This is a genomic window from Deinococcus carri, assembly GCF_039545055.1.
GTDB classification, from domain to species: Bacteria; Deinococcota; Deinococci; order Deinococcales; family Deinococcaceae; genus Deinococcus; species Deinococcus carri.
Window position 1 is genome coordinate 468,321 of the sequence record NZ_BAABRP010000001.1, and the last position, 14,180, is coordinate 482,500.

12 protein-coding genes (1 of these 12 only partly in view) are annotated in these 14,180 nt (G+C 67.2%); 9 read left to right on the plus strand and 3 right to left on the minus strand.

The genetic code is table 11. The annotated features are described in order from the left end of the window. Positions 1-34: 34 nt before the first annotated feature. The 4 genes from secA to ABEA67_RS02415 all read left to right on the plus strand — a co-directional run bounded on the left by secA (position 35) and on the right by ABEA67_RS02415 (position 6,084). On the plus strand, positions 35-2,644 hold the full coding sequence (secA, locus tag ABEA67_RS02400; protein WP_345460323.1) for a preprotein translocase subunit SecA: 2,610 nt from the start codon (positions 35-37) through the stop codon (positions 2,642-2,644). Positions 2,645-2,924: 280 nt separating this feature from the next. Next, entirely contained in the window at positions 2,925-4,166 is a 1,242-nt protein-coding gene (locus ABEA67_RS02405; RefSeq protein WP_345460326.1) for an ABC transporter ATP-binding protein, read from the plus strand. 167 nt (positions 4,167-4,333) lie between these two features. Continuing rightward, complete coding sequence (locus ABEA67_RS02410) at positions 4,334-5,092, plus strand: ABC transporter substrate-binding protein (RefSeq protein WP_345460329.1); 759 nt, start codon at positions 4,334-4,336, stop codon at positions 5,090-5,092. A gap of 179 nt (positions 5,093-5,271) precedes the next feature. Beyond that, complete coding sequence (locus ABEA67_RS02415; RefSeq protein WP_345460332.1) at positions 5,272-6,084, plus strand: amino acid ABC transporter permease; 813 nt, start codon at positions 5,272-5,274, stop codon at positions 6,082-6,084. A gap of 93 nt (positions 6,085-6,177) precedes the next feature. Here the strand turns inward: ABEA67_RS02415 and ABEA67_RS02420 are convergent, their stop codons facing one another. Next, complete coding sequence (locus ABEA67_RS02420) at positions 6,178-8,349, minus strand: TRAP transporter permease (protein ID WP_345460335.1); 2,172 nt, start codon at positions 8,347-8,349, stop codon at positions 6,178-6,180. A gap of 86 nt (positions 8,350-8,435) precedes the next feature. Beyond that, the gene (locus tag ABEA67_RS02425) at positions 8,436-9,389 is read right to left on the minus strand and encodes a TAXI family TRAP transporter solute-binding subunit (protein WP_345460338.1); all 954 of its coding nucleotides are present in this window, start codon (positions 9,387-9,389) and stop codon (positions 8,436-8,438) included. A gap of 141 nt (positions 9,390-9,530) precedes the next feature. Between ABEA67_RS02425 and ABEA67_RS02430 the strand changes: the two genes are divergently transcribed. Further along, positions 9,531-10,316 (plus strand): amino acid ABC transporter ATP-binding protein, encoded by a 786-nt coding sequence (locus ABEA67_RS02430; protein WP_345460341.1) that lies wholly within the window; start codon positions 9,531-9,533, stop codon positions 10,314-10,316. A gap of 87 nt (positions 10,317-10,403) precedes the next feature. Here the strand turns inward: ABEA67_RS02430 and ABEA67_RS02435 are convergent, their stop codons facing one another. Then, entirely contained in the window at positions 10,404-11,642 is a 1,239-nt protein-coding gene (locus tag ABEA67_RS02435; protein WP_345460345.1) for an MFS transporter, read from the minus strand. A gap of 177 nt (positions 11,643-11,819) precedes the next feature. On the opposite strand from ABEA67_RS02435, the gene hemB reads away from it, so the two are divergent. The 4 genes from hemB to ABEA67_RS02455 form a co-directional block, all read left to right on the plus strand. After that, positions 11,820-12,803 carry a porphobilinogen synthase gene (gene hemB, locus ABEA67_RS02440; protein ID WP_345460348.1) on the plus strand — a complete coding sequence of 328 codons (984 nt, stop codon included), beginning with the start codon at positions 11,820-11,822 and terminating at the stop codon, positions 12,801-12,803. A gap of 4 nt (positions 12,804-12,807) precedes the next feature. Next, positions 12,808-13,347 (plus strand): cyclin-dependent kinase inhibitor 3 family protein, encoded by a 540-nt coding sequence (locus ABEA67_RS02445; protein ID WP_345460351.1) that lies wholly within the window; start codon positions 12,808-12,810, stop codon positions 13,345-13,347. 34 nt (positions 13,348-13,381) lie between these two features. Then, on the plus strand, positions 13,382-13,720 hold the full coding sequence (locus ABEA67_RS02450) for an antibiotic biosynthesis monooxygenase family protein (protein WP_345460354.1): 339 nt from the start codon (positions 13,382-13,384) through the stop codon (positions 13,718-13,720). 206 nt (positions 13,721-13,926) lie between these two features. Beyond that, on the plus strand, positions 13,927-14,180 hold the 5' portion of the coding sequence (locus ABEA67_RS02455; RefSeq protein WP_345460357.1) for a hypothetical protein. 250 nt of this gene lie beyond the right edge of the window; 254 of the gene's 504 nt are visible here — the first part of the coding sequence; its start codon is at positions 13,927-13,929; the stop codon falls past the right edge of the window.

A 14,180-nucleotide genomic window follows, 5' to 3' on the forward strand; every position in this document is an offset into this window, starting at 1 on the left:
TGGGCGGTTCGGGCGCGCGCTATACTCACGTGTCATGTTCCGTGTCCTGAACAAAATGTTCGATAACAACGAGCGCGATGTCGCGCGCATCATCAAGACGGTGGTGCAGCCGGTCAACGCGCTCGAAGAAGAGACGATGAAAGTCGAGAATCTCGCCGAGGCCTTTATGGACCTGCGCCGCCGGGTGCAGGAAGGCGGCGAGTCGCTCGACGACGTGATCGTTCCCGCCTTTGCCCTGATCCGCGAAGCCGGCCGCCGCTCTATCGGCAAGCGGCACTACGACGTGCAGCTGATCGGCGGCACGGCGCTGCACCAGGGCCGCATCGCGGAAATGCGTACCGGCGAGGGCAAGACGCTGGTCGCCACGCTGGCGCTGGCTCTCAACGCCCTGGAGGGCAAGGGCTGCCACCTCGTCACCGTGAACGACTACCTGGCGCGGGTCGGCATGGAGGAGATGGGCCTGCTGTACCGCACGCTGGGCCTGACGGTGGGCCTGGCGAGCCGCGACCTCCAGCCCCACGAGAAGCAGGCCGCCTACGCCTGCGACATCACCTACGTCACCAACTCGGAGCTGGGCTTCGACTACCTGCGTGACAACATGGCCCAGAGCCGCGAGCAACTGGTGCTGCGCGCCGACAGCCCGCTGCACTACGCGATTGTCGACGAGGTGGACTCGATCCTGATCGACGAGGCCCGCACCCCGCTGATCATCTCGGGCGCGGCCGAAAAGGCCACCGACCTGTACTACGTGTATGCCAAGCTGATTCGCCGTCTCCAGCGCGGCGAACCGGCCGAACCCGGCAAGCGCACCGAGCCGACCGGCGACTACACCATTGACGAGAAGGGCAAGCAGGTCCACCTCACCGAGCAGGGCATCTCCAAGATCGAGCGCCTGCTGTCGCTGCCGGACCTCTACAGCCCGGAAAACATGGACAAGGCGCACATGATCACCCAGGCGATCCGTGCGCGCGAGCTGTACCAGCGCGAGAAGGACTACATCGTCAACAATGAGGGTGAAGTCATCATCATCGACGAGTTCACGGGCCGCTCGATGCCGGGCCGCCGCTACGGCGAGGGGCTGCACCAGGCCATCGAGGCGAAAGAGGGCGTCAAGATCGAGAACGAGAACCAGACGCTCGCCACGATCACCTACCAGAACTTCTTCCGCCTCTACGACAAGTTCGCGGGCATGACCGGCACCGCCAAGACCGAGGAAAAGGAGTTTCTCGACATCTACGGCTCGGACGTGCTGGTGATCCCCACCAACCGGCCGGTGGTCCGCCAGGACGCCGACGATCTGGTGTACCGCACCCGCCTGGGCAAGTACAACGCGGTGGTGCAGGAGGTCGCGCAGATACACGCCACCGGCCGCCCCATCCTGATCGGTACGGCCAGCATCGACACCAGCGAGCAGCTCAGCAGCCTGCTGACGCAGGCGGGCATCAAGCACTCGGTGCTGAACGCCAAGTACGAGGCGCAGGAAGCCAGCATCATCGCGCAGGCGGGCCGGTCGGGCACCGTCACCATCGCCACCAACATGGCCGGGCGCGGCACCGACATCATGCTGGGCGGCAACGCCGAGTACATCCTGGGCGAGGCCATCGAGCAGAACTTCGGCATCAGCCGCTTTGCCCCCGAGGCCGAGGCCTTTATCAAGGCGATCAGCCGCCAGGACCCGGAGGCCGAGAGGCTGGGGATGCAGATTCCGGGCATGGTGCCTGACTTTATCCGCCAGGCCCAGCAGCTTCAGGAGGGCACGGTGGCCGACCGCGCCCGCGTGCAGGAACTCGGCGGCCTGCACATCATCGGCACCGAGCGCCACGAGTCGCGCCGCATCGACAACCAGCTCCGCGGCCGCGCGGGCCGTCAGGGGGACCCCGGTTCCAGCCGCTTCTACGTCAGCTTCGAGGACGACCTGATGCGCCTCTTTGCCAACGACCGCGTGGTCGCCATGATGGACAGCCTAGGCATGGACGACACCCAGCCTATCGAGGCCAAGATGGTCACGGGGGCCATCGCCAAGGCGCAGGCGCGCGTCGAGGACCGCAACTTCGGCATTCGCAAGCAACTGCTGGAGTTCGACAACGTGATGAGCAAGCAGCGCGACACCATCTACGCCCAGCGCCGCGAGGTGCTGCTCGGGGCCGACGAGGACGTGGAGGAATCGACCGAGGGCATGATCGCCGACTTCACCGACATGCAGCTCGCCTACTACGCCCCGCTCGACCAGGCCCCGGAAAGCTGGGACCTCGACACGCTGCGCACCAACATGCTGGAAGCCGTGCCCCAGCTCGAAACCTACGACTTCGAGGCGCTGCGGACCATGACGCCCGCCGATGCCCATGCCCACCTGATGAACGCGGTCGCGGACACCTTCGACGCCCGCAAGGAAGAACTCAGCCCCACTATGCTCAACAGCCTGTCGCGCTACGTGCTGCTTCAGGTCGTGGACCAGCACTGGAAGGAGCACCTGCACGGCATGGACGTGCTGCGGCAGGGCATCGGCCTGCGCGGCTACGGCCAGCGCGACCCCTTCACCGAGTACAAGTTCGAGGCCACGAACATGTTCAACGACATGATCGACAACCTCAAGGGCGAGGTCACCAAGTTCGTGTTTAGGATGCAGTTCGGCCAGGCGAGCTGAGCGAGGCCGCCGGGTAGGGGAGGGGGCGTGGGCCGGGAGGTCTGCGCCCTCTTTCAGGTTCGGCGGTCGAGAGGTCGAGGGGTCGGGGCAGGGAGCATCTCGACCTCTCGACTCTTTTCCTCGACCTCTCAACCGCCGTCTTTCCCGGCGGCTTCCGGCCCTGCGTGGTAAACTTCACCCGTCAGCCAAGCGTCAGCGTTCACCCTGGGAATCTCGTTTGCGTACCCCGGTTGCCCGACACCATTCACGGGCGAGAGATGGGGCGAAAGGTAGGCCGCTCATGGCGGAAGTCGTTCTGGAACATATCAACAAGTACTACGGCACCAAGCAGCACGCGGTGAAGGATTTCAACCTCCACATCGCGGACCGGGAGTTCATGGTCTTCGTGGGTCCGTCGGGCTGCGGCAAGTCCACCACGCTGCGCATGATCGCGGGCCTGGAGGACATCTCGGACGGCGTGCTGCGCATCGGGGACCGCATCGTGAACGACGTGCCCCCCAAGGACCGCGACATTGCGATGGTCTTCCAGAACTACGCGCTGTACCCGCACATGAACGTCTACGAGAACATGGCTTTTGGCCTCAAGCTGCGCAAGACGCCCCGCGAGGAGATCGACAAGCGCGTGCGCGACGCGGCGCGGATTCTCCAGATCGAGCACCTGCTGGGCCGCAAGCCCAAGGAACTCTCGGGCGGTCAGCGCCAGCGCGTGGCGATGGGCCGCGCCATCGTGCGTGAACCCAAGGTCTTCCTGATGGACGAGCCGCTTTCTAACCTCGACGCCAAGCTGCGCGTGGAGATGCGCTCGCAGATTTCCCAGCTTCACCGCCGCCTGGGCGCGACCATCATCTACGTGACCCACGACCAGGTCGAGGCGATGACGCTGGGCGACCGCATCGTGGTGATGCGCGACGGCTTGATCATGCAGGTGGACACGCCCATGAACCTCTACGACTTCCCGCAGAACAAGTTCGTGGCGGGCTTTATCGGCAGCCCCTCCATGAACTTCCTGACGGGCCGGGTGCAGAACGGCGAGTTCGTCGTGGGCAGCAGCCGGGTCGCGCCGATGGGCCGCCTCGCGCAGAGCCTCAAGGCCTACGAGGGCCGGGAAGTCTCCCTGGGGATCCGCCCCGAGCATATCGGCGTGGTCGGCTTCAGCGAGCTGCCGCGGGGCGTGAACGTGCTGCGCGGCCGGGTCGTGGTGGTCGAGCCGCTGGGCGCGCAGACCGACCTGATCATCGACGTGGAGGGGCAGCACATCACCGCCAAGGTGGAAGGTCAGGCTCCCCTGGAACCCGGCGACGACATCGAGCTGCTGATCGACCAGACCCGCCTGCACGCCTTCGAGCAGGAAAGCGAGGCGGCCATCGACCGGGGCAGCCCGACCGGCAAGCGCGGCCAGGCGGACACCACGGGCCTGGGCTACGAGTACGGCACGCCGCAGGTGGGGCAGGCCAGCATGGACAGCGGCACAGAGGTGCAAGTGCCTACCGGCTCCGTCACCGTGATCTCTGCCGACGACTGATGCTCTAAACCAGGGAGGCGGGGAACGGGATGGCACCGTTCCCCGCCTCCTCATGTCGCCCACCTTTACCTGCCCTTTAACGGGGAGTAGAGTGGCGCATCACTTCAACCTTCCGGCTTCCGGCGACAGGCCGGGGTGCCGGAACAGGCCGTACCGGAGGAACCCGCATGATCAAAAAAGCACTGCTGACCCTGACCGCCCTGACCCTGCTCGCCAGCGTCGCCCAGGCCCGCACCTGGGACGAGATCAAGCGCAGTGGCACCATCAGGATTGCCACCGAGGGGGCCTTTCCGCCCTTCAACGTGATGAAGGGCAACCAGCCCACCGGCTTCGAGGTGGACCTCGCCAACGCGCTCGCCAAGCAGATGGGCCTCAAGGTGCAGTGGGTGACGCAACCCTTCGACAACCTGCTGATCGGGCTGAACCAGGACCGCTACGACTTCGTGATCGCCAGCCACGGCATCACGCCCGAGCGGCAGAAGGCGGTGGACTTCGCTAGCCCGCACTACTGCACGGGCGGTGCCATCGTCACCCGGCCCGGCGGCCCGATGACGGCGGCGGCCCTGCAAGGCAAGAAGGTCGGCGTGCAGGTCGGCACCACCTACCTCCAGAACGTCAGCAAGCTGCCCGGCCTCGGGGAGGTCAAGACCTACCCCAAGGACACCGACGCGCAGGCTGCGCTGATGGCGGGCCGCGTGGACGCCTGGGTGGGCGACCGCTTTACCGGCCTCGAAGTGGTCAAGGCCCAGAAGGGCAAGCTGGTGCAGGGCGACCTGCTGTTCAAGGAGCGCATCGCCATGGCGGTCAAGAAGGGCAACACCAGCCTGCTCAAGGAGCTGAACGCCGCCCTCGCCAAGGCGATGAACAACGGCACCTATGCCAAGATCAGTAACGAGTACTTCGGCCAGGACATCCGCTGCCGCTGAGGCTCCCCGTCCCCTGATTCCCCGGTCGTGTGGCCGGGGATTTTCTTTGGCGGGGAGGTGGGGCGGACTGTCTCCCGATCCTCATGGAGGCGCTACCACCCGCAGGGCATCTGTGCCATCATCTGCCCAATGAAAAACCAGTGTGACTCACGTTTCACGGTCCTTCCCCCGAGGCGGGCGTGACCGTTCCGAAAACTGCGCCCCGGCAGCCGCTGGGGGGGCTGACCCTGCTGGGCTGGCTGGCCGGGGCCGCCCTGACCTTCTTCCTGCTGTTCTTCCTGATCACCGCCGTGTTGCGGCAGATGCCCGAACCTATCGGCTCCCGCGCGGGCCTGTTCGTGGAAGGGGCCAGGATGACCCTGCTGCTGACGGTGTTCAGCGGACTGCTGGGGCTGCTGATCGGGGTCGTGGTGGGCATCATGCGCACCAGTACCCTGTGGCTGGTGCGCGCCCCGGCCTCGCTGTTCATCTGGCTGATTCGCGGGACGCCCCTGCTGGTGCAGATTCTGTTTGCCTACAACGCCATTCCGCCCACGTTCTACGCGCCGGTTCAGGGCCTGTTGCGCGACCTGCACCTCAACGTCCCCGATGAGTTCCTGCCCGCCGTGCTCGCGCTGTCGCTGAACGTCGGCGCGTACAACGCCGAGGTGATTCGCGCGGGCATTCTCGCCATTCCGCGCGGGCAGACCGAGGCAGCGCGCAGCCTGGGCCTCAGCGGCGCGCAGACCATGCGGACGGTCGTGCTGCCGCAGGCGCTCAGGATCGTGGTGCCGCCCCTGGTCAACAACCTGGTCGCGCTGCTCAAGGATTCCTCGCTCGCCTCCTCCATCGCCCTGCTCGAACTCACGCTCGCCGGGTCGCGTGTCACCAGCGAAACCTTCCAGCCGGTGCCCGTCCTGACGACCGTCGCGGCCGTTTACCTGGCCCTGACCACCGTGATGACCTTCTTTACCGACCAACTGGAAAAGCGGATCAAGATCGCGACGAGGTAGCGGCCAGCCACCAGCTGCCAGCGAAACCCCCAGCCGACGCAGGGCTGGGGGTCTGTTTTGTCGGCTGCTGGGAGCTGGCCGCTGGAAGCTTTCCTACACCGCCGGGACCACCGGTGGCTCGTTCCTGCTCCCCGCCTTCTGCCAGAAATACACCAGGGCGAGCAGGGCCAGGGCGGCGAGGTTCCACAGGATGTGGGTCGGGATGATCAGGATGAAGGACGCGACCAGCAGCAGCAGCGTCTGAAGCAGGTTGGTGCGGCGGTGCAGGAAGCGCAGCGTGGCCGCGCTGAAGGCCACCAGGCCGATGAAGGCGAACAGGACCATCGGCACCGCCTCGGCCCAGGACAGGCCGCCCAGACGGTTATTGGCGATCAGCAGCAGCGCCGGATTGAAGAACATCATGTACGCCAGCAGCGCCGTTCGCAGTTCGTACTGAAAGGCCTGCACGCCCGTGCGGACCGGATTCCCGCCCGAGATGGCGGCGGCGGCAAAGGCGGCCAGCGCCACGGGCGGCGTGGAGTCGGCCATGATGCCGAAGTAGAAGACGAACATGTGGACCGGGAGCATCTGCGCGGGGTTGGTCACGTCCAGCCCGGCGATCTTGGCGATGATGGGCACGATCAGCGCGCTCATCAGGATGTAGTTGGCGGTGGTGGGCAGGCCCATGCCCAGAATCAGGGCGATCAGCTGCGCCATCAGCAGCACGATCAACATTGCGCCGAAGCCTGCCACGGCCGCCGCATTCACCCCCGGCAGCAGCCCAGCCACGCCCGTCAGGAAGGAACGGAAGCCCTCGCTGACCAGTTGCACGATGTCCGCCAGTCCGAAGCCCAGTCCGGTGATGGTCACGATGCCCACGATGATCCCGGCGGCGGCGGTGGCGATGGCGATGCCGATCATGCTCCTGGCCCCGGCCTCGAAGGCCTCGATCAGCATGCGCCCGCCGTCGAGCAGGCCGCGCCCTACGGTGCGCCCATCACGGCTGGCCCGCCACGCCTCCTGCACGAACATCATCGCGATCATCAGGTAGATGGTGTAGAGGGCGACGCGCTCGGGGGTGGCATCCGGGTTAATTGTCAGAGTGCCGATCAGGTAGCCCAGCGGAATCAGGTAGTACCAGCCGTTCAACAGCGTCTGGCGCACGCGCGGCAGTTCGCTGCGGGGCAGGCCGCGCAGCCCCAGCTTGAGCGCCTCGATGTGCGTGACGACCAGCAGCGCCGCGTAGCACAGGAAGGCGGGAATGGCGGCTGCCAGGATCAGGCTGCGGTACTCGATGTTCAGGTTGCGGGCCATGATGAAGGCGGCGGCTCCCATCACCGGCGGCATCAGTTGCCCGTTGGAACTGCTCGCCACCTCGATGGCCCCGGCCTTTTCGGCGCTGTAGCCCACCCGCTTCATGGTCCCGATGGTGATGTTGCCGCCCGTGACCACATTCGACACCGCCGACCCGCTGATGATGCCGTTGAGCGCGCTGCTCAGCACGCTGGCCTTGGCGGGGCCGCCCCGGAAGCCGCCCAGCAGCCCCTGGGCCACGTTCATGAACCACTCGCCCGCCCCCAGCTTGTCGAACACCGAGCCGAACAGCACGAACAGAAACACGATCTGCGCGCTGACGCCGATGGCCGTGCCGAAGATGCCCTCGGTGTTGGCGAAAAGCTGCCCGACCACCTGCGGCCAGGTCTGCCCGGCATGAAGCTGAAGCTGCGGCCCCAGGTCGCCCCGGATGAGTCCCCGTGGCCCGGTGAGGGCATACAGCATGAACACCCCCGCCACGATGGGCATGGCGATCCCGATGGTGCGCCACGCGGCCAGCAGCAGCAGCACGACCATGCCGCTGCCCACCCACACGTCGGTGTTGTTCAGCACGCCGCCCTGCACGTTGGCAATCGTCGGGTACTGCGTGATCAGGTAGACGGCGGTGCCGACGGCCAGGGTTCCCAGAATCCAGTCGTACCACGGCACGCCCACCTGGGCTTCTCCCGGCGTCTTGCGAAAGGGAAAGACCAGGTAGGCCAGCGCGAAGGCAAAGGCCAGGTGCGTCACGCGCAGCAGCAGCGTGTCGATGGTTCCCACCTGCGCCGCGTACATCTGAAAGAGGCACCAGCCGATAGCGAGCACCGTCACCAGGGTTTTTTGCCAGCCCACCAGCTTGCGTCCGCCCGTCTCGGCGGCCTCCACCATCTCCAGGGCGCGTCTCTCGCCCTCGGTCATGCCGCTGTGATCCAGGGCCGGGTCGCTGGACACGGGTCTTGTCGGGTCACTCATAAGGTACTCATTTCCTTTCTCGAAAAGGGGGCCAGCCCGCACCTCTCACGGCGGCTGGCCCCTCTGACCCAGGTGCTGGGGCCGTCTTACTTGACGTTCAGGCCCTTTTCCCGGAAGAACTTCACCGCGCCGGGGTGCAGCGGGGCGGGGAGGCCCTTGACGGCCTTGTCGTAGCTGAAGCTGGCGAGGCTGGGGTTCAGGCCCCTCAGCTCGGCCTCGTTGCCGAACGACGCCTTCATGGCGCGGTACACGGCGTCCTCGGGGACGTTGGTGGTGGTGACCATCACGGCCTGCACGGCGACGCTGGGCACGGTGGCCCCCACGCCGCGGTAGCTCTTGGCGGGGATGTTGTAGCGCACGTAGAAGGGGTACTTCTTGATCAGGCCGGCGGCCTGGTTGCCGCTGACCGGCACGACCTTCACGTCCACCGTCTGCGCGATCTGGCTGATGGCGCTGGCCCCCACGCCGACCGTGTAGAAGAGGGCGTCGGCGCGCTTGTCCTGCATCAGGCTGATGCCCTGCGCGGGCGAGACGCGCAGCGCCTGCCCCAGATCGTCGAAGCCCAGGTTGTAGGCTTCCAGTACCTGCCGGGCGGTCTGCTCGGTGCCCGAGCCGAGGTCCCCGATCACCACGCGCTTGCCCTTGAGGTCGGCAATCGAGTTGATGCCCGCGTCCTTGCGCGCGATCACGTGCAGGACTTCCGGGTACAGCACGGCCATGGTGCGCAGCTTGGTGTTGGCCTTGCCCTGGAAGGCCTGAATGCCGGTGCCCTTGTAGGCGTAGTACACGATGTCGTTTTGCGCGATGGCGGCGTCGAGTTCGCCGCTGGCGAGGGCATTCACGTTAAAGACGCTGCCGCCCGTGCTGCGGGCGTTGGCGCGCACCCCCGCCCCGGCATCGTTGATCATCTTGGCGATGCCGGTGGCGACCGGGAAATACACCCCGGTGGTGCTGCCCGACCCGATGGTCAGGAAGGTGGTGCCCTGGGCGAGGGCCACCGCGGCGGTGCCCAGCAGAAGAACAGTGGTGATTCGTTTCATGGTTTCCCTTCCGGCGACGCCTGGCGTCCCCCGTGTGTCTGGAGATGGTGATAAATCTTAGCATGTCCTCATGCTTGGAGGCGCTTCCATGCCTCACAGTGGTTCCGTCTGCGGCGGCATCCCAGCGTGTACACTCCGCGCATGACCCAGACCAGCACCGCTGCCGCCTCCCTCAGCACGAGTGCCCCGGCGGCGCAGCCCATCATCGTCGCCCGCGATGTGCGCAAGCATTTCGGGGCGTTCGAGGCCCTGCGCGGCGTGAGCCTGACGGTCGGGCGCGGCGAGGTCGTGGTGATCATCGGCCCCTCGGGCAGCGGCAAGAGCACCTTTATCCGCACCCTCAACGCGCTCGACCCCCACGACGGCGGCACCATCGAGGTGGACGGCATCCCGCTCGACGGTGCCCGCCACCTCGACGAGATTCGCCGCGAGGTCGGGATGGTCTTTCAGAGCTTCAACCTCTTTCCGCACCTGACCGTGCTGGAGAACATCACCCTCGCCCCCACGCGCGTGCGCAAGACCAGCAAGGCCGAGGCCGAGAAACGGGGCCTGGAACTGCTGCGCCGCGTCGGCATCGAGGAGCAGGCCCACAAGTACCCCGCGCAGCTTTCGGGCGGCCAGCAGCAGCGCGTAGCCATCGCGCGCGCCCTGGCGATGGACCCCCAGATCATGCTCTTCGACGAACCCACCAGCGCCCTGGACCCCGAGATGATCAAGGAGGTGCTCGACGTGATGAAGGAACTCGCCCGCACCGGCATGACCATGCTGGTCGTGACCCACGAGATGGGCTTCGCGCGCGAGGTGGCCGACCGCATCCTCTTTTTCGACCAGGGCAACATCGTGGAGGACACCACCCCCGAGCAGTTCTACAACAACCCCCAGCACGAGCGGGCGCAGGCGTTCCTGAGCAAGATTCTGGGGCACTGAGAAGGCGGTCAGTCGCCAGCTTCCAGCGGCCAGATGCCAGCAAGGCAGCTTCTGCTAACTGCTGGGAGCTGGTCGCTGGCCGCCGGCCTACGCATCCCGCCGCAGCCGCCCGCACTGCCACCACGCCGCCGCGAACAGCAGCGCGCTCAGCACGAACACGGCGCGGTAGCCCGCCAGGTCGGCCAGCAGGCCGCCGGCGACCGGGGCAAACAGCACTGCGCCGACCAGCGTGTTCAGGGTGCCGATGTAGCGGCTGCGGGCGTCCGGCGGGGCGAGGTTGAGCAGGTGGTTGGTGTGGCCCAGGTTGAAGCCTTGCAGCGCCACGCTGGACAGGATGAACACCAGCAGGTAGGTGAAGGGCGGCAGATGCAGCGCGCCGACCGTCAGGGCCACCAGCGGGGCCAGACCCGCGAAGAAGGCGGCGTAGCGGATGATGCGCCGCGACCCCTTGCGCTCCGCCACCCGCTGCCAGACGAGGTTGGAAAGGGGAGCCGCGCCCGTCAGCGCCATCACGAAGACGCCCAGGGTGGCCGCCGGGTAGTGCAGCTCGCGCAGGGCGTACACGGCATAGAAGGGATCGCCCAGACTGGCCCCCGCCAGCAGCAGCCGCACCGTCAGAAAGGCGCGGAAATGGGGGTCCTGGAGCGTGACTGGAATCGAGCGCACCTCCTCGCGCAGGTTGCCGGGGGGCAGCGGGGTGTCGGGCGGTTCCGAGACGCGTCCGAAGACGCCGTAGCCGACGGTGTAGGCGATGGTCCCCAGCAGGAAAATCAGGGCGTAGTTCAGCGGAAAGCTCAGCCCCGACCCCAGAATCCAGCGCACGATCAGCCCCGCCCCGAAGGCCAGCAGGCCGCCGTAGAGGTTGCGCACCCCGAAAAACCTTGCCCGGCGTTCCGGCGGCACCGTCTTGCTGACCACCTCCAGAAACGGCAGGCCCGCCACGCCCGACGCCAGCGCGTTGAGCAGCATCGCCAGCACGAACAGGCCCAGGCACAGCGCGGGACGCCCAGCCAGCGTCGCCGCGATAATCACCATCGCCAGATAGGTCAGCATCCGCACCAGCGCCGCCGAGCGGTACACCGGTAGCTTGTAGGCCAGGGGCCGCACGCGGGCCGCCACCAGCAGTTGCGGCAGCATCCACCCCCCCGCCGCGATCCCCGGCAGCAGCCCGATGACCGCGTTGGGTGCGCCCAGCCGCGCCGCGAAGCCCGCCACCACCACCGACACGCTCAGAAAGCCGTCCCCCAGAAACACCAGCCAGCCGTTCAGAATGCCCAGGCGTTCATTGGCGTTCCACGCGGGCCGGGACGGTCGGAGTGCAGTCACCCGCGCATTATGGAGAGCGGCCGGAGCGGACCGGGCCGATTCCGTTCCGAATGGAAAGACAGGGCGGGAGCGGTGTCCTTCTGCGGGCGTTCTGGCTGGGCAGCCCCGTTCCTGTTCGGCCCCCCAGACTGGCCCCGCTTTCCATTGTCGCCGGATCATCTGCGCTAGCCTGCGGCCATGTTGGACCGTCCCCGTCGTCTGCGCCGCACCGCGGGCCTGCGCGCCATGCTGCGCGAGGTGTCGCTGGCACCGCAGCACTTCATCCACCCCATCTTCGTGCACGAGCAGGACACCGAGGTTCCCATCGCCACCATGCCGGGCGTGAGCCGTCATAGCGTTGCGGGGGCCGTGGAGCAGGCCCGGCAGGCACGCGACCTGGGCATTCCCAACGTCATCCTGTTCGGCATTCCCGACCACAAGGACCCCCAGGGCAGCCAGGCCTACGCCGAGGGCGGCGTGATTCAGCGGGCGGCGGCGGCCATCAAGGCGGCCCTCCCCGACCTGACCGTCATCGCGGACACCTGCCTGTGCGAGTACACCGACCACGGCCACTGCGGGCCGCTGTGTCAGACCGCTGAGGGCGACTGGACCGTGGACAACGACGCGGCACTGGCTCTGCTCGCCCAGACCGCCGTCTCACAGGCGCGCGCCGGAGCGGATGTGGTGGCCCCCAGCGCGATGATGGACGGGCAGGTCGGGGCCATTCGTGCGGCGCTGGACGCCGCCGGGTTCGAGCATGTCCCCGTCATGAGCTACGCCGTGAAGTACGCCAGCGCCTACTACGGCCCCTTCCGGGACGCGGCGGGGAGTGCGCCCAGCGTGGGCAACCGCGCCTCCTACCAGATGGACCCGGCGGGCGGCGAGCGCGAGGCGCTGCGCGAGGCCCGGCTGGATGCCGAGCAGGGGGCCGACTTCCTGATGGTCAAGCCCGCACTGGCCTACCTCGACATCCTGCGGCTGCTGCGCCAGACCTTCGACCTGCCGCTGGTCGCCTACAACGTCAGCGGCGAGTACGCGCTGGTCAAGGCCGCCGCCCAGGCCGGGTACATGGACGAGCGCCGCACAGTCCTCGAAACCCTGACCGGGATGCGCCGCGCGGGGGCCGATGCCATCATCACCTACCACGCGCTCGACGCGGCGCGCTGGCTGCGGGAGAGCTGAGCGCGTGACCAGCCAGACCGACCCCATCCGCGTGGACTGGATCGACACGGCCCTCTGGCCCGGCCGCCTGGGTCTGACCTTCGCCCCCGGCAAGAAGGGAGCCAGCGTGGTGCAGGCGGGGGTGACGCACGCCCGCGACCTCGCCGCCGACCTCGACCGCCTCGCGCAGCAGGGTGTGAACGTCCTCGCCCCCCTGATCGAGGCCCACGAGTTCGACCTGCTGGGCATCCCTGACTATGAGGCGCAGGCGGACGAGCGAGGGCTGACGATTCTCGCCTGCCCGATTCCCGACCGCGATGTTCCCGGCGACCTGGAGAACTTCAGCGCCTTTCTGGACGAGGTGATGGAGCAGCTTCTCGATGGGCGCGCGGTCGTGGTGCATTGCCGGGGGGGGCTGGGCCGCGCGGGCCTGACGGCCGCCTGCCTGCTGACCCAGGCGGGGATGCCGCCCGAACAGGCCCTCGAGCGCGTGCGGGGGGCGCGGCCCGGCACGGTCGAGACGGCGGCGCAGGAACACTTCGTGTATGATTTTGCCAGCCGCTGACCGTGCGGTCAGGCCAGGGCCAGGAGGGTCGAGCATGATCACTGTCGCCAACCGCATCTACGTGAACCCCGAGTACCACGACCAGTTCGAGGCCCGCTTCCGTGACCGCGCGGGGCTGGTGGACGGGATGCCCGGTTTCATCGCCAACCATGTCCTGCGCCCCCTGAAGGCGGGGGAGCCGTTCGTGGTCCTGACCTTCTGGGAAAGCCGCGAGGCCTTCGAGGCCTGGACGAACAGTGACGCCTTCCGCCAGGGCCACGCCCGCAGCGGCAGCCTCCCCCGTGAGGCCTTCAGCGGTCCCAACGCGCTGGAGGTGCATGAGGTGGTGCAGAGCAGCGGCGTTCCCGCGTCTGCGCCCATCGCGCCTCACTAAAACATTTGTCGCAAAAAGAACCCCTCTCCCCTTGCTTCGCAAGGCCCTCTCTGCTCCGCAGCTCTACGAGTCCCGCAAGGGGAGAGGGTCAAAAAATGACGCCATCTTGACGACAAGTGCTCTAAAGGTCAGGTCAGCCGTCCTGAATGATGCGGGGTTGACCTGAATCGGGCAGAGCTGTCAGAAACGCGCCCTACACTGAGAACATGATGAAGGCCACGCTGACCTGCCTGGGCTGCGCCGCGCTCCTCGCCTCCTGTGCGCCCACCCTGACCGCGCCGACCCTGGGCCGTATCGTGAATGCCGGGACCGGGCAGGAGGGCGTCGTGACCTTTCAGCCAGGAACGCTGGGGAACTGGGGAGGCAGCGCGCGCGGGGGCGACAACGTGACGGTCCAGGTCGGGGGCCAGACCTACACGGGCCGGGCGGCGCTGCTTGATGTCGCCACGGTCTATCCCCG